The 21,863-nt window shown below is 43.4% G+C and carries 18 protein-coding genes; 5 read left to right on the top strand and 13 right to left on the bottom strand.

The genetic code is table 11. The annotated features are described in order from the left end of the window. Window positions 1-165: 165 nt before the first annotated feature. The 4 genes from V7K27_RS12055 to V7K27_RS12070 form a co-directional block, all read right to left on the bottom strand. The gene (locus V7K27_RS12055; RefSeq protein ID WP_334947392.1) at window positions 166-813 is read right to left on the bottom strand and encodes a hypothetical protein; all 648 of its coding nucleotides are present in this window, start codon (window positions 811-813) and stop codon (window positions 166-168) included. Window positions 814-959: 146 nt separating this feature from the next. Further along, window positions 960-2,540 carry a CHAT domain-containing protein gene (locus tag V7K27_RS12060; RefSeq protein WP_334947394.1) on the bottom strand — a complete coding sequence of 527 codons (1,581 nt, stop codon included), beginning with the start codon at window positions 2,538-2,540 and terminating at the stop codon, window positions 960-962. Window positions 2,541-3,299: 759 nt separating this feature from the next. Beyond that, complete coding sequence (locus V7K27_RS12065; protein ID WP_334947396.1) at window positions 3,300-5,573, bottom strand: protein phosphatase 2C domain-containing protein; 2,274 nt, start codon at window positions 5,571-5,573, stop codon at window positions 3,300-3,302. A 688-nt stretch (window positions 5,574-6,261) separates the two neighbouring features. Continuing rightward, a complete protein-coding gene (locus tag V7K27_RS12070; RefSeq protein ID WP_334947398.1) occupies window positions 6,262-6,621 on the bottom strand; it encodes an NAD(P)H-quinone oxidoreductase subunit M in 360 nt (119 codons plus the stop codon). Between the two features lie 877 nt (window positions 6,622-7,498). On the opposite strand from V7K27_RS12070, the gene V7K27_RS12075 reads away from it, so the two are divergent. Next, a complete protein-coding gene (locus V7K27_RS12075; RefSeq protein WP_334947400.1) occupies window positions 7,499-7,783 on the top strand; it encodes an Npun_R1517 family heterocyst differentiation transcriptional regulator in 285 nt (94 codons plus the stop codon). Window positions 7,784-8,355: 572 nt separating this feature from the next. On the opposite strand, the gene V7K27_RS12080 is transcribed toward V7K27_RS12075, so the two are convergent. The 3 genes from V7K27_RS12080 to ctpB form a co-directional block, all read right to left on the bottom strand. Next, window positions 8,356-9,051 (bottom strand): response regulator transcription factor, encoded by a 696-nt coding sequence (locus V7K27_RS12080; protein ID WP_334947402.1) that lies wholly within the window; start codon window positions 9,049-9,051, stop codon window positions 8,356-8,358. A 102-nt stretch (window positions 9,052-9,153) separates the two neighbouring features. Further along, window positions 9,154-10,215, bottom strand: a complete 1,062-nt coding sequence (locus V7K27_RS12085) for a glycosyltransferase (protein ID WP_334947404.1) — start codon at window positions 10,213-10,215, stop codon at window positions 9,154-9,156. 363 nt (window positions 10,216-10,578) lie between these two features. Continuing rightward, complete coding sequence (ctpB, locus tag V7K27_RS12090; RefSeq protein WP_334947406.1) at window positions 10,579-11,919, bottom strand: carboxyl-terminal processing protease CtpB; 1,341 nt, start codon at window positions 11,917-11,919, stop codon at window positions 10,579-10,581. Between the two features lie 309 nt (window positions 11,920-12,228). Between ctpB and V7K27_RS12095 the strand changes: the two genes are divergently transcribed. The 3 genes from V7K27_RS12095 to V7K27_RS12105 all read left to right on the top strand — a co-directional run bounded on the left by V7K27_RS12095 (window position 12,229) and on the right by V7K27_RS12105 (window position 15,289). Continuing rightward, a complete protein-coding gene (locus tag V7K27_RS12095; RefSeq protein WP_334947408.1) occupies window positions 12,229-12,927 on the top strand; it encodes a YdcF family protein in 699 nt (232 codons plus the stop codon). Window positions 12,928-13,186: 259 nt separating this feature from the next. After that, window positions 13,187-13,438, top strand: a complete 252-nt coding sequence (locus V7K27_RS12100) for a hypothetical protein (protein WP_334947410.1) — start codon at window positions 13,187-13,189, stop codon at window positions 13,436-13,438. Between the two features lie 357 nt (window positions 13,439-13,795). Continuing rightward, window positions 13,796-15,289, top strand: a complete 1,494-nt coding sequence (locus V7K27_RS12105; RefSeq protein WP_334947412.1) for a catalase — start codon at window positions 13,796-13,798, stop codon at window positions 15,287-15,289. A 106-nt stretch (window positions 15,290-15,395) separates the two neighbouring features. Here V7K27_RS12105 and V7K27_RS12110 read toward each other — a convergent pair whose 3' ends face one another. The 6 genes from V7K27_RS12110 to V7K27_RS12135 all read right to left on the bottom strand — a co-directional run bounded on the left by V7K27_RS12110 (window position 15,396) and on the right by V7K27_RS12135 (window position 20,973). Then, a complete protein-coding gene (locus tag V7K27_RS12110; RefSeq protein WP_334947414.1) occupies window positions 15,396-15,518 on the bottom strand; it encodes a hypothetical protein in 123 nt (40 codons plus the stop codon). A 124-nt stretch (window positions 15,519-15,642) separates the two neighbouring features. Then, window positions 15,643-17,187, bottom strand: coding sequence for a tetratricopeptide repeat protein (locus V7K27_RS12115; protein WP_334947416.1), 1,545 nt, complete (start codon window positions 17,185-17,187; stop codon window positions 15,643-15,645). Then, on the bottom strand, window positions 17,181-18,629 hold the full coding sequence (locus V7K27_RS12120; protein WP_334947418.1) for an NB-ARC domain-containing protein,Caspase domain-containing protein: 1,449 nt from the start codon (window positions 18,627-18,629) through the stop codon (window positions 17,181-17,183). Before V7K27_RS12120 ends, V7K27_RS12115 begins: the two co-directional genes overlap by 7 nt. 207 nt (window positions 18,630-18,836) lie before the next feature. Beyond that, complete coding sequence (locus V7K27_RS12125) at window positions 18,837-19,106, bottom strand: hypothetical protein (protein ID WP_334947420.1); 270 nt, start codon at window positions 19,104-19,106, stop codon at window positions 18,837-18,839. 66 nt (window positions 19,107-19,172) lie between these two features. Continuing rightward, entirely contained in the window at window positions 19,173-20,348 is a 1,176-nt protein-coding gene (locus tag V7K27_RS12130; RefSeq protein ID WP_334947422.1) for a hypothetical protein, read from the bottom strand. A gap of 196 nt (window positions 20,349-20,544) precedes the next feature. After that, window positions 20,545-20,973, bottom strand: a complete 429-nt coding sequence (locus V7K27_RS12135; protein WP_229459683.1) for a hypothetical protein — start codon at window positions 20,971-20,973, stop codon at window positions 20,545-20,547. Window positions 20,974-21,374: 401 nt separating this feature from the next. Here V7K27_RS12135 and V7K27_RS12140 point away from each other — a divergent pair, with 401 nt between their 5' ends. Then, window positions 21,375-21,791 carry a helix-turn-helix domain-containing protein gene (locus tag V7K27_RS12140; protein WP_334947424.1) on the top strand — a complete coding sequence of 139 codons (417 nt, stop codon included), beginning with the start codon at window positions 21,375-21,377 and terminating at the stop codon, window positions 21,789-21,791. Window positions 21,792-21,863 lie beyond the last annotated feature (72 nt).

Genomic DNA, 21,863 nt, shown 5'->3' on the forward strand with positions numbered 1-21,863 from the left:
TTTCGATTCTTTCTTTGTCACTTTGCGTAAGGCAACCAACATCTTTGCGAGATACGCTTCTGAACAGAGATCGTGCAAAGCGCGGGCTACGCGAACTATAGCGCATGATGAAGATTTTAGTTTTTTCTACTCCTTACTCCCCATTCCCCATTCCCCATTCCCCATTCATATTTCAGACTGAGACTTGTTAAGTTGAGTAAAAGCATAGGAAGCGATCGCTAAACTAACTTTTGCTTTCTCTACTTCTGATAAAACTGTCCACTCGCTATTTTTAAGATTAGTGAGCGCAGATGCCGGGTTTGGCGATTCGCTACTTCGCATCGCGTAAGCAAAAGGACGAGCCAAAACTAAAAGATCCTCTGTTCCCCAAGTTGGTAGTACTGTCTGAACGCACTCAACCAGTTGCTCGCTGATTAATTGGCGAGCAGCAAATATCTCAGCAGCTTTGCTGGCGATCGCATTGAGCAATTCTTGGGGGACATAGGCAGAAAAAGTAGTACGTAATGTTTCTTGAAGATTAAGCACTACTGACTGTTGTAAGTTCTGATTGTAATCTGGTGTAGAATTAATATCAGACCAAAGTGTGTCTAGATTGTTAAAAAAATCTGGCGATCGCCTCATCAGTTCTTCGTCAACTAAATCTGGCATTCCAAACTGTTCTTCTAGTTCCTGAAAATAAGCTTCTGATTCATCATCACCTGGATTCCAGGGATAAGTACCATCCTCTGGTTCCAGTAACGCTTCTAAAAACTCTAATTCTACTTGAGATGGCAAAGGGGAGAAAGTGTCTGAGCCGTTAATTTTTTTAGCCATTTTTATTGCCTCAAGATTATTTAGTCGTATTGATAGCTACAATTCCTCAGAGGAGATTTCCGCAAAAACAATTGATTTTTTCTCCCGGAAAAACAGACTTTAAAAGCTGATGCTCAACATCAAAATCCATTTCTGCAATCGCTCTGCTAGCAGTCCTCAATCATAAACTCCCAGGTTTCACCTCTAGCACTTCCAAACTTTAACTGCATTCCCGATTTCAAGGGGACTTCCTCTCGGAGGATTTGTTGCCAACCATTAGGGCCTAAAAACCAGGTTGTCCCGTAGGTGGAAAAATCTTGCAAGTAATAAGTTCGCATCAGTGTAGCATCAGTAAGAGTATTGCGGCAGAAGATTTCGGCGTGGCGTTTGGATACAGATGGTTCGGGGATGACAATATCATTATCGCTCGTGCGACCAATGCGGGTGACTCCATAACGCAACAACCAAGTTTTCCCTTTTGGAGTGAGCGATCGCAACGAAGCAATCACAAGCGGGAAACCGAGATCAGGAATGGCTGTATCTGGTAGTTCCGTAATCCCTTCATCTGGGTTCTTAATCAGTTCGCCATTAAAATCTGGATGCAGGTAGAGAACAGGCAAAGTCCAAGCAGGTTGATTAAATTTATACAGTGTTAATAACTCTTGCCTAGCCAGTGCTACGGCTTCATCAATTGGTTTGTGCGATCGCAAAGCTTCGGTAAAGGCTTGAATAAAACTGTGGCTTTCGTGGTCAGCAATTTCATCGCGCATCCCCAAAACCGCAGGCACACCATGACGAATCAGTACTTCTGCTAAACTGCTGGCAGGTATTGCTTGATGATTGCTAGCGGCTGGTTGTGCGCCCCAACAGGCGTTGAAAACCGCTAGTTTCACACCAGTACGGGTCAATACTTGGGCTAATTCTATCCCATTCAGGGGCATCTCTGGTCGCAAAAACAGTAACCCCCCGTCTGGGCCTGGCAAACCATGTCCAGCGTAAAAGAAAACATTGTATGCTTTGGTTTCTAATTCATCAATCAACTCTTGTGGAGTTGGTTGTAGAAGTTGATTCACTATACAAGGTGCATATCTTTGGGAATTTCCACTTACAGGTGTATCTGCAAGAGTTTGCTGTAAAATAGCAGCTTCTTGTTCCAGTTGCAGCTTTTGATCGTGACCTAAAACCAGCAGAATACTTAAAGCCTTGTCAGTTCGCAAATACGGTAAGGCATCAACTTCAGTGCTGGTGCGACTAAATAGCAAATCTGGGGAGAGAGACATCGCCGATTGACCAGGTTCACCCTGCATAATTTCCCAAGGGAAAGCGATCAGATCCGGGTCACGAATTTCTAGTCGAAAGCGCAAACGTGTATGCTCACCCATAGCAATACCGCGACTGCGTTCTAGACTACCAAGAATTTGTCCCTCGAATATCCAGCGCCATAAATTCATTCCCAAATATTGCATCAGACGACTGCTGTAGGGGCTAGTGGTTTCACCTGAAGGGGGTGAAATCCAATCTATGGGCAATGGGTTGGACTTTTGAGATGTTGAGTTTGGGGAAATATCCAAGCGACCATGACCAGCAAACATCTGTTGCCATTCTTGCCAAACTTGAGTGAGTTCAGCAGGCCATACACAGTCACGTAAAACGTAGCCACTGGGATAGGGAGCCTTGACGACCCAAATGGCGAAGTTGTCAGTGCCAGTGTTTAACAGACGGGCGATCGCCAAATTCAGGGATGGCATGGATTCATTAAACTAAAAGCTAAAAACAAATTATTTAAAATAACAATTCTTAAAGGTGAAAATTTTCTACTTTTTTACCTTGTAAGTTTTTACTCTGGTTGTTATCTGTTATTATTCCAGGTTTTTACAAGTTTATCAAAATAGAATTCAGAAGTCAGGAGTCAGGAGTCAGAATTCAGGAGTCAGAATTCAGGAGTCAGAATTCAGGAGTCAGAATTCAGGAGTCAGAATTCAGGAGTCAGAATTCAGGAGTCAGAATTCAGAATTCAGGAGTCAGAATTCAGAATAAATTCTGTACGACTGGCGCATAGCCAGGGCTATTTCATTGTCATCTAGTCCGGCTCAGAATGAATTCTGAGTCTAATAGCACTCATTCGTCTCAAGACGACTAAGAAAAGGTTATAGTCCAATACGCTTGGGTTAAGCATTTTTTCTTCTCTCTGTTTCCTCTGCGCCTGGAGCGGTTCGTTAAAAAAATTGACTTTGACAAAGAGTTTTAGCCTTACAGCTATTTTCAGGTAAATAGACCACGCGGTAGGGGCACAGCATTGCTGTGCCCCTACAACAGATGTGGTTCAAATACATGATTTCTGCTGTAACCCAAGCGTATTGAGTTATAGTCCGTTAAAACGGACTTTAGCTAAAAGCCAAAGAACTTCAGTTCTGGGCGGTTTCTGTCTAGAACGAAATAGCCCTGAGCGCATAGTACAGCCTCTTAGAGTCCGCGAGCATCTTGATTACTACTTCCGACTTCTTTAACTAAGTTGGACTGGCGTCATCTGGTTCAGTAACTGGCGGTTGCGTGACAGTTCTACATGGATTTGGTACGTCTGATTGTAAAACAGATACGGCAAAACGGTTCAGTTGGGGCAAGTCCAGCAATACTGTGTCCGGCAAAGGTTTTGAATTTGGTGGAACCGAGGTAGTTACTGCTGGGTTATTAGTATTAGCTGGAGTTTGTGTACTTTTATTGGTACAGACTCGCATAGATACCGAAAAATCCCCAGAAGCAGGTTTGGGATTTGAGCTTTTCTGAATAACTTCTAAAAAAGTTCCACGAGGAAGGGATTGGTTGTTTCCCAAGGGGATTTCCTTGTTGGTTTTAATTACCCAACCACGATCAAGGTTAGCAAGCGATCGCGGTGTGGGTGTCCCTTCGATGCTAGGGTTTAAAGTTTGTATGGGATTGGAAAAAATTGGCAGTGATCCTGATTGCGATCGCAGTTGTTTGACGAAGAATCCTAAAGCACCTGCTGCTACCACAAATATTAATGGAACTATCCACTGTAGCGGTAATTGGATAGAACTTTTGACAGGCTGATTTTCGGGAATGACCTGAGTTTTGTGGTTTGGGCTATCTAAAAGTGTCGTATCTGTGGCTCTGGAAGTCAAATCAACAGTTTTGGCAGAATAACTCTCTGGAATGACTGCTTTGATCGTAATTTCTGGTTCCCAATATTGAACTTGATAATGGACTAAAGCGACGGTGACATTATCGTGTCCATTTTTAGTATTAGCAATTTCGACTAATCTATCGGCAACATTAACTATATTTGTTTCCCCAAGCAGAATTGGCAAGATTTCTGTTTCCCAGTACTCCTCCACCCGATCAAAATCACTCAAACCATCGGATGTGAGTAGAAAAACAGCATCTTCATCGAGCATAAACCGTGTCGATGTGGGATGCAATGAAGTGCTGGGTCCCATGCCCAAAGCCTGGACAAGAGAGCCAGCAGCACTCTGTTGCACAGCCTCACGATAAATCGCATAACCTAACCGCACCTCGCGGCAGGCGACATCATCATCAAGGGTAACTTGATAACAGCCGTGGCGTGTAATCCAGTAGGCACGACTATCGCCAACGTGGGTAATGTACATTTCATGAGCAACAGGCAATGCCATGACTAAAGTCGTACCCATGCGCTGACGCCCTTGGCGATTTTCACTGTCATTGCGCTGACTAATTTTGTCATTGGCAATGGATACTGCCTTTTCTAGGTCATCGAGTAGCAGTGAGGGGTCTATGTGGTCGTAGGGAACTTTGGTTAGTTGCTGTACCTGCTGCTGGATCGTTTCAATCGCTAAATTTGAGGCGACATTACCGCCCTCGTGGCCACCGATGCCATCACAGACAATTGCTAAGGCTGTTGGCTGGGGTGGTTTGCTGATCAGAGTACCACTGGGGGGGCTACAGGCATCTTCGTTACGTTGGCGAGTTGGTCCAGTGTCACTTTTGGTGATAATTTTGATTGTGGGTGTTTGCGATCGCCCTAACCCAGCCAGTCCCTGATCTAAAACTTTAATTAATTGATCTGTTGAGTTAATCTGTCCCTGAATTAAGGAAAGGCTAACCTGATTCACAAATTCAGCGATCGCTGGTTTGGCATCACTGACCAACTGCTGCCAAAATTCACCTAATTGGGGCAATTCTGGTGATGTTGCGATATCTAAACGCAATTCCAACAAACGTACTAATGAGCCTTCTACCCGTAATACATAGGAGTCAAGCAAGCTAGAGGCGACACCTTCACTCGCCAGAGGTTGCCACAGATGAGCTATTTGCCATAACCAATTGAGTTGGCGCATCGATGTTGCATCCCGCCAAGCGGTGGTTAACTCGCTGCATAAATGCACTTGTTGGATTGTGTCATCTACTAATAGTGGCGGTTTTTCTAAAAGTAATATTTCTCCAGGCGAGGGACCGTCAGCGACAAAAAGCACTCCATATACCTGCGGTACGTGTAAGCGGTAGGGAATGAGTCTCAAATAAGCTTTTAGAGGCTGGAAATTATCTAACTCAGGCGTTAGCGCTAATAAACCAGGCTTCGTATCTAAAAGCACAAATTTATCAAGGACTAAATAGCGATCGGCTAATATTTCTCCAGGGCTACCCACACTTGGGCCATCTACCACAGCCCAGAGATAATTTTTGGGTAGCGGCGTGGAACATCGCTGGCAAAACTTGTGGGTCAGGGGGTTGGCAGCCTGACAATTTTCATTTGGACAGTAGAGCGTTGCCGCGTCATTTTCCATAGTTTTCGCACCGATCAGCGATTGGCAATTTCTTTAACAGCATTAGTAGGGACAATCTAGACCGCTCATCTTTCTGAAACTTGACATACCCAGACTTTAGATGATGATTTTAGCTGGCGGATATCAGCAGGTGCTAATACTTAACTTATCCAAATAACACGCTCCCAAGTCAACCCTACAGCCTCATCATAGCTTCTGTTGCCCTGTGACTCTCCATCAATAAAGCAACTAACTCCAACCCTGTCCCCAAAGCATAACCCAAGCATGACTATGTTATTTGTTTTTACTGAATTACCCCATCATCAACAGCCAGATAATGTTGGTATTTATTTAGTTTATAAGTAAGATAGCAATAATTAACTTTAATTAAGAATTAAGATAATTAAATATACTTTTGGCAAAAGTACCTGACGAATCAAGAAAACCTCTCTTCTTCATCTCTGTCCTACAAGGCTACAGTGTACACACAAGTCTGAAATAGCTGATTAACCAAGGTTTTACCCCACCCTAACCCTCCCCTTATAAAGGGGAGGGAACTAGATTTCCAGTCTCTCCCCTTATAAAGGGGAGGGAACTAGATTTCCAGTCTCTCCCCTTTATAAGGGGGGATTAAGGGGGGTAATTCGACTTGTGTGTACACCGTAGCCTACTCACAAGGGTGCAGCCAGCCCGCTACTAACTATTGAGCTTATTGTTTGTCGTCAATTGCTACTTGGGGGACTCCCATGCTGTAGTTGGTAACACGGGCAGAGAGATTGTAGCTGAGTTCGCCGAGTTGCAGGAGCGATCGCAGATAATGTTCTAAGTCTGACCCCACACGGCGCAAATTATAGTCCGTGAGGTCTACGCCACTAGATGCTTCTACTAGTTCATCAAATTTTCGGTAAACCTTTTGCAGCGCATCTTCATTCCAATTAAATTCGTTATCTGGGTCAACATCTAACGTTAAGACCTGTTGACTAGGAACCAGTTCGCCATCCCGGTCAATTTCACCTGCAAAAATGCGGACATGCCGGGTTGTAGACTTGAGCAGCATCGGGTTATCCATAAAAGGGTGCAAGATTTGGGTGGATTACACTGAAATTATTGTAGACGTTATATCTGAGCTTGAATGCTCTCAATTTACAAGCTTTGAACGCAGTTTCAAAAGAGGATATTTAATCGACATAAGTAAAAATATCATGTGTACTGATCAACTTGCTACCTCTATTAGGATTTGAAGACAGAGCTAGCTGTTAGTACTGACAGTAGTCCAATTATTTTTCTGCAACAATTACTGGTTAGAGTGTTTTCATTTGGGGCATATAAACAAGTCTAAGCGGTGTTCTAATCTTACCTAGTGTTACTCATCAAGCCCAAAACACAGTAGGGTCAGGCGTTTAGCAGGAATAATTTGATCTGTGTACATTTTTTGATGGAGAACAAAAACTTTTACCTTAATAATTATGCTCAGAAATTTCTTCGGAATTTGCTGCTGAAAAAAACGCACATCTAGTAATTTTACGGAATCGGGCTACATCGACCTCTGGCTTTAATAAATTTAAAAAACTTAAGCGGTTTTACTTACGTATAAACACCAAATTCAAAGTAACAAGTAAAGCTGCTATTGACGTTATCATAAAGTTGATGTAAAAACCTTTAAAAAGGTCGAACAATTTCTTACAGAAACTTTATTGTGTAGAATCTTAAAAACTGAATAATAGTTATGGCTTACCATAAGCTACATCTGGCACAGGAACATGAAAATCTAGACAGTAAAAATCTAGATTGATAATAAAACAGAGGAGAGTGAAATAGAATACAAAGGTGATTGATGAAGAAAAATTCTTAATTCAAGCACTTTGGATTCAAAAAAGATATAAAGAATTTTGCTGGACATCTACCTCCTTACCCTCATGACCACCAAGTAAAGGAATCTCATAGCTATGAACTCCAAAGCATTACCACGCCAGATAAATAATCTCGAAGTAGGTGTTTATGAGTGCGAAATACATCTCAAATTCCGCTTGATTGAGGAAAAGAGTCTATTGAGCGATCGCGAACAATTGTTACAGGTGCTACTTGATGCTTTGACCGAAGGTTCTGACGACTTTCTAGAGACGCTGCAAGCGTCCGTTAAAGCCCAGGAAATATCTGAGTTCAAAGCCTCACCTCAAATGCGACGCCAGCTAATGCGCTTGCGTAATGCTGCCGAGAATCCCCAAAGTTAAAGGTGTAATTTGAATGGTGACAAAACGTGAATTGGGCATCAAATCAAATGTTGATCTTATATCCCCGTTGCAATAGAAACTAAGCACTAAGTAGAATTCATCAAATAATCTGCTTTCTATTTTGTGAAAGTCTTATTTAGCAACACAAAATCCCAGGAACAGTTTCCTCTATTAAAAACTTTGTAGCAAAGGGTACTGGTAGAATCTCAGAGCAAATTCAGCCGGGTGCATTTTACCGAGTTTTTATCAAAACATTGTAGGAATAACAAAACCCTGTGTCTTTACAGATGGGGAATTGGACAACAGGCGCAAATGAAATGAAAAGCTCAAAGACCAAAGTAAAAATAAATAACCTTTCTTTTAGCTTTTTGCTTTAACTCAGTGCCTGATTTGCTGAAATACTTATGTTTTATCTATTACTGGTAATAGGTCATGGTTTAGCAGCCAGTTACCTATTATCAATCACCCAGGAGCAGGGGGAGCTAGAATTTTAGATTTTAGATTTTGGATTGAAGAATTGAAATTTAATCCAAAATCCAAAATCCAAAATCCAAAATTGAATTGCCCAATGCCTATTTAGCAAGTCCGTGTTCTAGGGCAAAACGAACTAACTCTGTACGGCTACTAGTGCCAGTTTTACTAAATAAACGGCTGACGTACTTTTCTACATTGCGGACGCTGGTTTCTAAGCGACGGGCGATTTCTTTGTTCATCAACCCTTCAGCAACCAAATTTAGAACACTTTGTTCTCTGGGAGTCAAATCAATTTTGAAAGGGGCTGGCGATTGGGAAATGGCATTTCTTTGAGTTAACAACGCTTTAATTTGGGCAATCTGATTGGCTAGTTCAGCAATATCAGGGGTTTCAGCGTCATCTCCCGTACTTGCGGACTTAGCGGCGCGACGGGCTAGCAAATTTTCGACTATAGCCACCAGTTCATCTGGATCGAAGGGTTTGGGTAGATAGGCATCAACACCAGCATGATAGCCTTGGATGCGATCGCCTGTCATACCTTTAGCAGTTAAAAATACTACCGGGAGTGCTTGGAAGCGGGGGTCTTCTCGCAGTTGCTTCAGGAACTGATAGCCATCCACCTGGGGCATCATCACATCGGAAATCACTAAGTCAGGTGTATTCATCTGCATCCATTCCCAACCTTCAAGAGCGTTACTGGCGACTTGAACGCTGAAACCGCTCTCTTGCAAATAGTCTTTCACGGCTTCCCGTATACCTGGTTCATCATCCACCAGTAACAATTGTGCTGACATTTAAAATTTCCTTGAGTTTTCCTTTTTCCAATTTAGCTAAAGTTGACAGTGATTGAACAAAAGGGATAAGGGAAAAACCCATTGCTTCCTAACTCTTCATTACTAGGATAAACGGTCAATTATTTTAGCATTCTCTGGCAGCTTGGTATCTCGTTGTCCAGCAGCACGCGCTCTAGCAGTGAACAAACCAATGGGAGTATTTAATAAATCTACAAGGGTGGCTTTAGCCGCGATGCCTGCGATGGTCAGTGAGCTTGCCTGACGTGAGCCTGCGCCGTTCGCGTAGCGTCTCCAAGAGTTGGGTCGAAGTGCGGGCTGCGCGATCGCATTTTTAATATCCCTTGGTACTTCCTTCAATAACCAACGTACCAAACGATAGCCGTATTCTTTGAGTGTCATCTCTGGCATCAAATCGACACCGTGCAGTTCGTGGAGATAGCGATTTGAGCGTCCATAGCGCCGCCATTGACTTTCCAGTTCTTGAAGTGTAGCGCGGTGGCGGTGCCGCACGATCGCATTCGGGGCAAATTCCAAACGCCCGATGTTTTCCCCCAAAATCCGCCAGCAAATATCGGCATCGCCACCAGTGGTAAGATAGGGACGAAATAAACCTGCTTTTTCTAAGGCCAGGCGGCGAATCGCCAAATTAGCGGTTTGACCATAAGGACGAAAGGAATGGCCAAGGGTATGCTTTTGTGACAACGTTTCTTGACGGTCTGCGTGTTGTTCTAGCAGAGTTGTGCCTGGTAGTGCCAAAATTTCACCAGCGACAATTACCACTTCTTTGTTGACAAAAGGCTCAATTAATGCATCTAACCATTGTGGTTGTGGGCGACAATCAGCATCGGTAAAAACGATAATTTCACCTTTAGCGGCGCGAATCCCAGTATTACGAGCAGAGTATGAGCTTTGAATTTGGTTTTCGCTCAACGGGTGAATTGTAATTGGGCAATTTTCGGCAGATGCTTTGAGAATGATGAGAGTGCGATCGCTACTATTATTGTCCACCAACAAGTACTCTACCCGGTCTTTTGGATAGGTTTGAGACAACAGACAATTGAGCAAATCTGGTAAATCCGCCTCACCGTTATAAATAGGAATAACCACCGACACCATTGGTAAAAAGCTGGTGGCGGTGGTTGCATCAACTGGCTGATGATTCATAAATCTGAGATTTTGGAGATGGGATTACTCGCTAGTATTCCCAAACTAAAATCTGGAACGATAAGAAGGAGTCAGAATTCAGAATTCAGGAGTCAGAATTAATTAGTGAGGGATTGGGACTCAGCACTTTTTTATCAACCACTAAATCTGAGATTTAGCTGTGTGCTTAAACGCACTTATTCACCTCTCGGTCGGACTCAAATTCATTCTGAATTCTGACTGGAGGCGGAGCGTCTCCGGCTCCGCTCCTGAACGCCAGTTGCTCCACTTGGGGAAACCCCAAGACCGCACTGGCTCCTCCTGAATTCTGTTTTCATAGCTCCAAAAATCTGGATTTGGGAATACTACATCACTCGCGCCAATCTAAAATTTCAGTTTATCGGCGCGGCTCATGGGTCGAATCGGCTGATTTGCTGGCGGCTGGGCAAAGTTGTTATTGGATAAAATTGCGATCGCCCGGGCATATTGTGGATCACTCTTAGTGCCGATTAAATCTGGATTAGAAGCCAACTGACGCTCTTGTGCCTCTGTCAAGTCTAGCTTGATATCTGGCGTAATCCCTTTGTGGTTAATATCCGTTCCCGCAGGGGTGTAGTAATGGGCAATGGTGACAGCCAAGCCGGAACCATCTGCGAGTTCATGAACTGACTGTACTAATGCCTTACCAAAGGTTTGACCACCTACGACTACCGCCCGCTTATTATCCTTGAGTGCCCCTGTGAGGATTTCGCTAGCACTAGCTGAATTACCATCCACTAAGACTGCCAAAGGACGATTTGTCAGAGCAGTGCGATTGGCTTTACTTTCCTCACTGCTGCCCACACGGTCTATCGTCTTGACAATTCCGCCGTTATCATACCACATCCGGGCAATTTTAATGCTCGCCTCCAATAACCCGCCAGGATTTCCCCGCAAATCCAAGACATAAGAATCAACTTTCTTGCTGTTCAAATCGCGGATGGCTCGTTCCATTTGGTTTGCGGCGTGGGCGCTAAATTCCCGCAAACGGATATAGCCAACGCGGCGATTCCCTTCCTGTCTGAGGGTATAACGTACCGTTGGCACTTCAATATTTGCCCTCGTCAGCTTGACATCAAAAGCATTTTGCCCCTGCCGTCCCAGCCGTAGCTTGATCGGAGTACCCGCTTTGCCACGAATTAGCTTAGAAGCGTCATCCACTTTCAATTTGAGAGTGGGTTTGCCGTCAATTGCCAAAATTTCATCGCCTGCTTTGATCCCAGCTTTCAGTGCGGGAGAATTTTCTATGGCTTCGACAACAGTGAGTCGCTGAGTTTTTGGGTTCACTTCCATCCGAATGCCAATACCAGAGACTTCCCCAGATGTTTGGCTAGTCAGGGCTTCAAACTGTTTGGGGTCCATGAACCGAGTGTAAGGATCTCCTAACTTTTGTAAAGCTTCGCGGATGGCAGTATAAGCTTCTTCACGAGAAGAATAGTCTTTGTTCAACAGGGTTTGTCTGGTTGCTTGCCAATCTTGTTGATTAAATTTAGCATCAACATATTCATGATTCACCACTTGCCATACTTGGTCAACTATCTGTTTTGGGCTGTCTTGTAGGGCTAGAGCAGCACGGACACCACGAGTCCAAGCGGGGCCGAACACAGAGATAGCAGCAGTAGTGGCGATCGCTCCACCAATCAAGGCTACTTGGAGCGGAGAGTAACTTTTCGCAGATTGGTTCATGTATATCAGTTGGAATAATTGTGTTGTTGACAGTTTAACAATCAGCCTTTCCAGAAAATTTTAAGTTTTTATACCCCAAACTAAGCTATGCTCCCTTCATCATTTTTATCGTTGAATGATGCCGAAAATACTGCATTATTAACAACCATTTCTCAGTTTGTTAGACTTCTTCGGAAGGCTATACTGAAGATGTGACACTTTGATCAGCGTCATGTTTGCACTTCTTGATTACTTTTATAAGATAGCACCTTGATCGCTCAATTGCAGCACTGTTAGACAGCCATTAAATCATGTTTTCTTACTTAAGTCATGAAACGCAAATTTCCCATCAAACCATTAATTTCTACTAAAAGAAATTTTGCTAATCTGTGGCAATTGTTACAAAAACTAACTGGTGGATTGTGTGTTGTCCTGGGTGCTTGGCTGATTTTCACTACTATAACCTTAGTTTTTGCTTATTCGCAGCCAGTAGATGCCTTCTTTGTGCTTGGTGGCAGCATTCGTCGAGAAATTTATGTTGCCCAACAAGCAAAACAATACCCGCAAACCCCAATTTTAATTTCTCATGGTTCCCCAGATCCTTGTATACGGTTAATTTTTCAGCCGGAATTAGTAGAGTTACAAAATGTTTGGTTAGAAAAGTGCGCGAATTCTACCTTTGAAAATTTCTATTATGGTATCCCGATTCTGCGGCGTTGGGGAGTGCATAAAGTCATGTTGATTACCTCGCCAAGTCACTTACCCAGAGCCAAATGGATGGCACAAATTCTTTTCGGCGCTCATGGTATTTGGGTAGAGTCAGAGATTGTTCAGGAGTTGGGTGTTCCTGGTAATCATGAATCTTGGCCTAAAACTGGATTAGATTTAACACGCAGTTTATTTTGGGCGTTTTTAAGTCAAATTATTCAACCGCAATGCTCAAATGTGACAAGACTTACTGAAGTAGATATGCAAGCTTGGGAAAATCGAGGTTTTCATTGTGAACACCAAGGGGGGGTGGGGAGATAACAATTCAAAATTCAAAATTCAAAATTCAAAATTAGTTACTAGAAGCTAATTTCTTCGTGTCTTTTTGCGCTTGTTTTGTGTAAATCAACCTCTGAGGTTGTTTGAAAAGTCTAATTTGTTACTAGCCCTGGCGACTAGAAGTCGCGGCTACACAAACAAAACCCACCTCCGTGGGTTAAAACCCTTGATTTTGTATTAGTCCACCTCCGTGGACTAAGCTTTGTGTAGTAGCGATCGCCTGGAAAATTAAGCAATATATTTGCATAAAAGAATCGCAATTGGGCGTAGTTTAAGAACATCTCACTTTTATAAAAATAATTTAGCGATCATTCTGCACGAAATGGATGTGATTCCTCTGGATGCTTCTCTACTACGTGGCTCTCACGGTAACATTACCACTTCTGTTGCTGAATGGCCTCTATTTATCACCCATCAAACTCACCTAGTTGATGAAAATCGAATTGAGGCCACAGATGTTTGTTCGTTGATTCTCAAACATTTAAATACCTGAAATGAAAATAAGCTGATATCACATACCTCGTTCCCAGTCTCAGACTGGGAATGCCCTTCAGGGAGCCTCCCTGACTCGCGGCAGAGCCGCAATTGAAGAGCATTTCCAGCAAGAGGCTGGAAACGAGGTTTTAAAAGGGTTTTGGCTTAAGTTGACACTACTGCACAGATGTGAATCCCTACATATCCCAAAAATACAAAACAAATTTGTTGTAATTCATAGTCATATCGAGTATGCTTTATATGTAAACTCGTTATGACTATGAATTAGTTGGTTCTATCAGTAGGCATCCGTCTATCTACTGAGTAAAATATACTGTGGGCAATCTGAGTAACTTAATGGAGAGCTTCTTTACCTATGACTGAACCCCAAAACTTGACAACTGCTGACGGTATTCCTGTTGCCGATAACCAGAACTCACTCACGGCTGGATCGCGTGGGCCTGTATTAATACAGGATTTCCACCTCTTGGAAAAGCTGGCTCATTTCAACAGAGAACGTATTCCTGAAAGAGTTGTTCACGCTAAAGGTGCGGCTGCTCACGGCACTTTGACTATTACCAATGACATCACCCGCTACAGTAAAGCTAAACTTTTTTCTGAAATTGGCAAGAAAACGGAAGTTCTTCTGCGCTTTTCTACAGTCGGAGGAGAAAAAGGTTCAGCAGATGCCGAGCGCGACCCTAGAGGTTTTGCCATCAAGTTCTACACTGAAGAGGGTAACTGGGATCTTGTCGGTAACAATACCCCTATTTTCTTCATCCGCGACCCGCTCAAGTTTCCTGATTTCATCCATACCCAAAAGCGTAATCCCCAAACCAATTGCAAAGACCAGAATGCAAAGTGGGATTTCTGGTCACTCAGTCCAGAATCGCTCCACCAGGTGACGATTCTGTTTTCAGATCGGGGAATTCCGAAAAACCATCGACACATGGACGGCTTTGGTAGCCACACCTTCAGTTTGATTAATGCTCAAGGCGATCGCGTCTGGTGTAAATTTCATTTTAAGACTCTGCAAGGGCATCAAACCTTGACGGAGGAAGAATCAGCCCAGATTAAGGGCGAAGATCCAGATCATGCAACTCATGATCTATTTGAAGCGATCGCTCAAGGAGATTATCCCAAGTGGCGGATGTGTATTCAGGTGATGACAGACGAGCAAGCGTCAAAACATCCAGATAATCCCTTTGACTTGACGAAAGTTTGGAAGCACTCAGAATATCCTTTAATTGAAGTCGGGATATTAGAGCTAAATCGGAACCCTGAGAATTATTTTGCCGAAGTTGAGCAAGCTGCTTTTAGTCCTAGTGCAGTGGTTCCGGGGGTTAGTTTCTCTCCAGACAAAATGCTTCAAGCTCGCATCTTTTCTTACCCAGATGCTCAACGGTATCGCTTGGGTGGTAACTATCAGCAACTACCCGTTAATCAGCCTAAATGTCCAGTGATGCATTATCAGCGAGATGGCTTTATGGCGCCGGGGAACAACGGCGGTAGTGTTCCTAACTATGAACCGAATAGTGCTGAGGGTACGCCCAAAGAAAATTCAGCTTATGCAGAACCACCTAGTCATTTGGGCGATGTCACAGTTGATCGTTACAGTCATCGTGAAGGAAATGACGATTACACCCAAGCAGGTGATCTGTATCGGTTACAGACTCCTGAACAGCAAGAGCGTCTTGCTAAAAATATTGTCGGTAGTCTCTCTCAAGCGAGGCAGGACATCCAAATGCGCCAACTTTGCCACTTTTTCCGGGCAGATGTTTCCTATGGTAGTCGTGTAGCTAAGGGGTTAGGTATTTCAATTGATCCCTCAATGTTTTCTGCTACTGCTCAACCTGTAGGTAACTGGTAGCCTTATCCAATTGTGTGGGGTGGGCAACATGAGCGCCTCTCTATACGGGCGCTCATGTTGCCCACCCCACAAGAAGTAGTTGAGTATTTTTTTATTTGTCAGTCCCTTAACTAGATAAATAAAAATATTTACAGCTATTGCGATCGCATCCATCGCAGAGCATATCGTAGAGAAGTAGTTCTAGGCGTTGCGATCGCTTTATTTTGGTTTGGTGCGATCGCAATGACATTGTGTAATTAATTATGTTGCCTACTTATTAGACTAAGATTTGAATCCCAGGCGGGTAATGCAGCCGGTGCAGATTACCTAAATTACTGAAACCAACGGGAGACAAAAGCAACCATTCTCCTGAATCAAGGCTGACGATTCCGCCGCAAGGCTTCCAGATTTTCACGAAAGGTTATTGTATTGGGATGATTTGCCCCCAACCGTTTTTCAGCGATCTTCACAGCTTCGATATACTTTGGTTCGGCATCGCTGTACCTTCCCTGGGAATCGTAGAGTAATGCCAAATTGTTCAGGCTAATTGCCACAGAGGGGTGTTCATCCTCCAGCAGGCGTTTTTTCATCTCTAAAGCTTGAATATACAAAGGTTCGGCATCGCTGTACCTTCCCTGAGAACGGTAGAGTTCTGCCAAATTGTTCAGGCTAGTTGCCACAGAGGGGTGTTCATCCCCCAGCAGGCGTTTTTTCATCTCTAAAGCTTGAATATACAAAGGTTCGGCATCGCTGTACCTTCCCTGAGAATTGTAGAGTCCAGCTAAATTGTTCAGGCTAGATGCCACATCGGGGTGTTCATCCCCCAGCAGGCGTTTTGTCATTTCTAAAGCTTGGATGTACAAAGGTTTGGCATCGCTGTACCTTCCCTGATAATTGTAGAGTCCAGCTAAATTGTTCAGGCTAGACGCCACATCGGGGTGTTCATCCCCCAGCAGGCGCTTTGTCATTTCTAAAGCTTGAATGTACAAAGGTTCGGCATCACTGTACCTTCCCTGAGAACGGTAGAGTTCTGCCAAATTGTTTAGGCTAGTTGCCACAGAGAGGTGTTCATCCCCCAGCAGGCGTTTTTTCATCTCTAAAGCTTGAATGTACAAAGGTTCGGCATCGCTGTACCTTCCCTGTGAACGGTAGAGTCCTGCCAAATTGTTCAGGCTAGTTGCCACAGAGGGGTGTTCATCCCCCAGCAGGCGTTTTTTCATCTCTAAAGCTTGAATGTACAAAGGTTCGGCTTCGCTGTACCTTCCCTGTGAACGGTAGAGTTCTGCCAAATTGTTTAGGCTAGTTGCCACAGAGGGGTGTTCATCCCTGAAACGCTCTCTAGCAGCAGATAAACATTGTTCATGCCAAGGTAAGGCTTGCGCGTAGGCTCCTTGACCTTCGTAAAATCTACCCAAGCCTACAAAAGGCCAAATTAAATCATCATTGCTTAACCAAGCTTGGTAAACTGTCGCAGCTTCCCCAAGGTGTGGGATGGCAAGAGTTACTTTAGCAATTTCTATCAATGTGGGTGTCTGAGGAATATCTTTTGCTACGGCTACCATTGCTTGACAAAAGCCGCGATTAAGTTCATCAGCTTCCGCTAACTCTTCTAACTTCTGGCGCAATAATTCCCGAATGCGATCATGAATTTGGTAAGTGTCATCTGCCAATTCTTGCAGCAAATAACGCTCAACTAAAATAGTGCAGTTAGCTTTAAAGTCAAATTCCAAATCGCTATAACTTGCTGCTGATTCTACCAAAGACCAAGGGATAGGAGCCAAAGCAAACAAACTCAACAGACAAGCTAATTTTTGCGCCTCTGGTTCTAAGCTTTGCCAATTCAACTCAAAAGCTGCTGCTACACCAGACTCACCTGCTGATGCTTGCTTTTGTAGCCGTGCGAGAATGTCTCCTAGCATAATACTCTCCCTGGCTCTCGGCACTGTGCTGCTATTTGGTAAAGTCCAATTGGTACATAATTCACAAATCGGCAAAGACTTTTAGCAAACTCTAATTCTTTCTCAACTCTATCTTTTCCCAGCAGAGTTGTTAATAATTCTAAGGCTCCATCTGGTGACAATTGACCTAACGGCAGTGATGGATATGTTAACCCTGTGTTTTGACGAGTGGTAATTAACACCTTAAACCGAGAACCTTTGAGTGGTAGATAGGGTTGAATTTGCTTCCAGTCTTTGACATCATCAAATACTAATAAAACTTTGCCAGCTTGCCACTTCTTCCAGCAATAAGCAACTTGACCTGCTAGGCTTAATCCATCCGGTAGATTAAAGTTAGGTAAATTCACAACTCCAAACTCTACTAACTGGGTTCCCAAATCAATACCTTGGGGATTTAACCAACAACACCCGCCAGAATAATCTTCCAAATATTGCCATGAGTATTGAATAGCTAACTCTGTTTTACCCACGCCACCTTGCCCAGTCACATCGGTAATAGCCACAACATCATTTGCTTGCAATAGCTGACGCAATTGTTCTATTTGCTCATCCCTCCCAACAAACTTACGAGCTTGACTCTGTGGGATATCATGCGGGATATCAAAAGGATTAAAATGAGATTTTTCAATATCTCCATCCCAACTGCGGGAATAAAAATAAGTCGGTAGTTGTTTTTTATCTAAACTAATAAATCGCTGCTTAACTGCCTCAGTAACTTCCCTCATATTCGGCGGAAAAGTCCCATTAGCTGCGGCTAAAGCCTCTCTCACAGCTTGAGAAAAGTATCCTGTTTTATTTTCAGAATTTACTTTAGCTTGCTCTCCTTCCCGCGTAGCCAGTAACACAAATTGTTGACTATCTTGCTTTGGCTGACCACTCAAAAAAGCTTTACCACCTAAGTTAGTTGGTCTTCCCTTCGACTCTAAAACATAATTAGCACAGGCATCAATAATACAAATATGATTACGAATCTGAAATTTATCGGAACGCAACAAAACTAATAAAGAATTCAAATCTAAGTTCTGCCAATTCTGTTTATTTGCATCAGCACAAAGCAACCGACGCTCTCGTTCTGAGGTAATCAAACCATGTCCCGCCCAAAAAATGTAGAGTAAATCCCCCGACTTTGGGGATAAAAAGTTAGTCACAATGTCGGAGATATTTTGCTCTGTTGCTAACTCTACAGTTAACCCACATTCCTCAATTAACTGATGATTTTCTTCCAGTGCTGATAAACATAACCGGATATTCTCCTTCGGTACACCGCGCCGATGCAGCCAATAAGCAAATTTCAGCGCGTCATCGGCTGGACCCCCACCCGTCACATTCCATTTAGGTTCGTGGTACTTTTCAATACCCACAATTAACCCAAATGTGCGATCGGGTTTGGCCATAACTTCCATTAGGGCAACCCTGTCAAGGCGATATGTCCAATACCGTTCGGATAAGATCCCCCCGCCTGTGGCGACCCCCTTAAAAAGGGGGTGAAAGAAATGATATTAGCCCCCCTTTTTAAGGGGGGTTGGGGGGATCTCCGCTCAATAAACAAGTTAACCGAACCGTATTGGGTGATATGTAGCTTGAATTTCATATTCGTTCAGACAAAATCTTCACTTGTTCTTTGAGAATTTTGAAACTTCCGAGTTAAAAGGTGCAACTTCCGAGTTAAAAGGCTCAACTGTCGAGTTAAAAGGTGCAACTTCCGAGTTCAGAGGCTCAACTGTTGAGTTAAAAGGCTCAAGTGTCGAGTTCAGAGGCTCAACTTCCGAGTTAAAAGGTGCAACTTCCGAGTTCAGAGGCTCAATTGTCGAGTTTAAAGGCTCAATTGTCGAGTTTAAAGGCTCAAGTGTCGAGTTCAGAGGCTCAAGTGTCGAGTTCAAAGGCTCAAGTGTCGAGTTCAGAGGCTCGTAATGAATACAAGACTCACCTTGACAGCACTACCTCCATTATGGCAACCTCGAAATAATCGCCTCCCAGGTTTTGGCATTTGTCCAATAAGCACCGTGGGAACGGGGAAAGGGTTGTTTGCTATCCACTGGCACATCCTGCACGCGATCGCGGAAAATTTTATTACCCACGTAACTGAGAAAATCCCGTAAATCGTAGATATTCAACCATTCCGGGAAATGCTCAGGCAATAACTGCCCATATTCTAAGCTGTAGAGGGCGTTAATCTCATATAAAAACGGTGCTTGGGAACCAACTGTTACCAATAATTCCACCTGAGACAACTGCTGCTGCACTAGCAAATCTACACAAGCGATACCTCCCAAGCTATGGGCGAGTAAAACCACTGGCGGTTCTGCTTGGGCAATTTGTTCCTGGATAAACGCCCTGATTTTTTCACCCCGCGTCTGATACAACAAAATATCACCAGGCATAGGCGAAATTTTATCAGTTAGTTCAAGGCGGTTTCCCCTGACATAATTTGTTCCCATTGGCAACGCTAATTCAACCAGTGGCTTTAATAACCAGCCACCCAATCCTAATTCCGCCTCTCCCAAAGCCAGAGTCAGCAATTCCACAACATTGTCCCGCAATTGGGCATCGGTGAGTATGGGGGGAAATTTTTCTTGCAGTTCGCTAATAAACATTGCTTGAGCCGCGATCGCTCTAGCTATTGGTGCATAATATTCACTCAAATCAGATTCGGAAACTGTGAGCAATGCCTGATAATACGGTTCACTGTGGATAACTGCCTCTCGTGCTGGCTCAAATATTTCTGCAATTCCCGCCTCTTGCAACTTAGCTTGCAGTTGAGATGTCGGAGTGAGACTGGCTACACGAGATTGTAAAACATCCCCTGGTTCTTCCCCAAAGGGATTTCCTGCCTCAACAGGTTTCAAAGACAACAGCCGTAATTCATAAAGAGGATCGCGGTATAATTGCCCCCACAGTACAATCTCTGCGTCTGGTTCTTCCTGAGATAAAGCCAGTGTCGCATCTTCCAAGGGTACTGATGCCCGATTATCATTGAACCTTGCACCTAATTCACCCCAAAGACAGCGAGAAACTTTGATGTCAGGACGTTGGGCGTGAATCTTTTGCTCAATTATCTGAAAGGTTTCGTTGTATTCTCGTTCTCTAATGCCAGTGCCATGTACAAATATTACAGTGGTCATTGTGATAAGGCTAGCTAGCGATCGCAATCCTCTGTATTATTCCTCAGTACTTTCTCTGACACAAGCTGATTTTAGGGACTTGCAAGAAATAAATTATCTAAATAAACGAACCACTCCAGACGCAGAGAACACAGAGAGAGGAGAAATGAGAGGGGTTTTGTGTCAGTTTTGGGATATTTTTTTATTTGGAAGTACTTTATTCACTTGGCTTATTAAAAACTTCTAAAATCTGTCGGCAAATCTGTTTGAGCTTATCCTCGATTTCACCCGAAGGCGAAGATGCGCCGACAATACTCCAGTTTTCTACCGTAGAAAGTCGCCACGCCTCGCCGCGATGATCAAATCCAGCTACCTCCACACCGATCGCACGACGTGAGTTATTGATGGGATCTTGATAAAATCGGATTTGAATCAAAATACTACGACTTCGCCAAGATTTGCTGATACCAGGAAAGTGAAAGCCAATATCTATAGAATCTGGATCGACTAACTCCCTGGTTTCCGGGTCATTCTTCCAGGGTTTGAGATCAGATTTGGCATCAGGAAACTCGAATTTGAACAAATTAACCACCGTAGCAATGTTGCTGGCGAGTTCAAGGTTCGTTGCCTGTTCAGCTGCGTTCACTAAAAAACACTCCTATATTGCGTCGGCATCTTCCGGGATCTGAAGACAGAAAAACCGCCAGAAGGCTTATATTATTGGTGTTTCAGCTTATCAAGACCTTTGAGATTTAGCAACTCTAAATCAAACTTCCCTAACAATCCTGGTAACAAACAGATGCCAAAAATCGCTTCTTGTTGGGACTGGCTAACACTCTTTAAGTAATTATACTTAATAATTACTCAAAAGCGCTATCTTTAATTATATTTTTGGCGATGCCAAACGCAGATCGCACTTGCTAAATCTGATAACAAGTATCTTTTTACCGAAAGTCTACCGCAATTGTGGGTAAACCGAAAACCCCAATCATTAAGCTCTTGACACTGACTTAGCACATACAGAGTACGATACCGACAAATGGAAAAATGACCCTTGGTTTAAATAAACACCCTATCTACATTGAGTTACTGCAAGCATTTCCTCCTCGTCCTATCAAGACTGAAAAGGAGTTATTTGCTACCCAAAAAATTATTGATTCTCTGATAGACAGCGCCCCGCTAACATCAGATGAAAAAGATTATCTTAATATTTTAGGCACTCTAGTTTATGAGTATGAGCAAACGCAGCAGCCCGTGCCTGATATTTATGGGGTAGATTTACTTCAGGTTTTGATCGAAGAAAATGGGCTACTGCAAAAAGATTTAGTACCCATTTTCAAAACAGAATCTATTATATCGGCCATATTGAAAAAGCGGCGGAAATTAACAACCAGACACATTGAAGAACTGGCAGATTTTTTTCAGATTTCGCCTGCTGCTTTCTTCCCAAATAGTCTTGAATAACCCGTTATTAGTTGAGTGTAGAAGTGCGATGCCTAGGTTGGGCTACGCCTACGCACTTTTGAAAGTTGTGGT

The sequence above is a fragment of the Nostoc sp. genome (assembly GCF_036919575.1).
Taxonomy (GTDB): Bacteria; Cyanobacteriota; Cyanobacteriia; order Cyanobacteriales; family Nostocaceae; genus Nostoc.

Bases quoted from the DNA above. Each gene is read 5' to 3' on its own strand.
- V7K27_RS12130 (WP_334947422.1), bottom strand. From the start codon at position 20,348: ATGACCACTGTAATATTTGTACATGGCACTGGCATTAGAGAACGAGAA.
- V7K27_RS12110 (WP_334947414.1), bottom strand. From the start codon at position 15,518: ATGTCATTGCGATCGCACCAAACCAAAATAAAGCGATCGCAACGCCTA.
- V7K27_RS12140 (WP_334947424.1), top strand. From the start codon at position 21,375: ATGACCCTTGGTTTAAATAAACACCCTATCTACATTGAGTTACTGCAA.
- V7K27_RS12065 (WP_334947396.1), bottom strand. From the start codon at position 5,573: ATGGAAAATGACGCGGCAACGCTCTACTGTCCAAATGAAAATTGTCAG.
- ctpB (WP_334947406.1), bottom strand. From the start codon at position 11,919: ATGAACCAATCTGCGAAAAGTTACTCTCCGCTCCAAGTAGCCTTGATT.
- V7K27_RS12075 (WP_334947400.1), top strand. From the start codon at position 7,499: ATGAACTCCAAAGCATTACCACGCCAGATAAATAATCTCGAAGTAGGT.
- V7K27_RS12095 (WP_334947408.1), top strand. From the start codon at position 12,229: ATGAAACGCAAATTTCCCATCAAACCATTAATTTCTACTAAAAGAAAT.
- V7K27_RS12060 (WP_334947394.1), bottom strand. From the start codon at position 2,540: ATGCCATCCCTGAATTTGGCGATCGCCCGTCTGTTAAACACTGGCACT.
- V7K27_RS12085 (WP_334947404.1), bottom strand. From the start codon at position 10,215: ATGAATCATCAGCCAGTTGATGCAACCACCGCCACCAGCTTTTTACCA.
- V7K27_RS12070 (WP_334947398.1), bottom strand. From the start codon at position 6,621: ATGGATAACCCGATGCTGCTCAAGTCTACAACCCGGCATGTCCGCATT.
- V7K27_RS12115 (WP_334947416.1), bottom strand. From the start codon at position 17,187: ATGCTAGGAGACATTCTCGCACGGCTACAAAAGCAAGCATCAGCAGGT.
- V7K27_RS12120 (WP_334947418.1), bottom strand. From the start codon at position 18,629: ATGGAAGTTATGGCCAAACCCGATCGCACATTTGGGTTAATTGTGGGT.
- V7K27_RS12080 (WP_334947402.1), bottom strand. From the start codon at position 9,051: ATGTCAGCACAATTGTTACTGGTGGATGATGAACCAGGTATACGGGAA.
- V7K27_RS12055 (WP_334947392.1), bottom strand. From the start codon at position 813: ATGGCTAAAAAAATTAACGGCTCAGACACTTTCTCCCCTTTGCCATCT.
- V7K27_RS12105 (WP_334947412.1), top strand. From the start codon at position 13,796: ATGACTGAACCCCAAAACTTGACAACTGCTGACGGTATTCCTGTTGCC.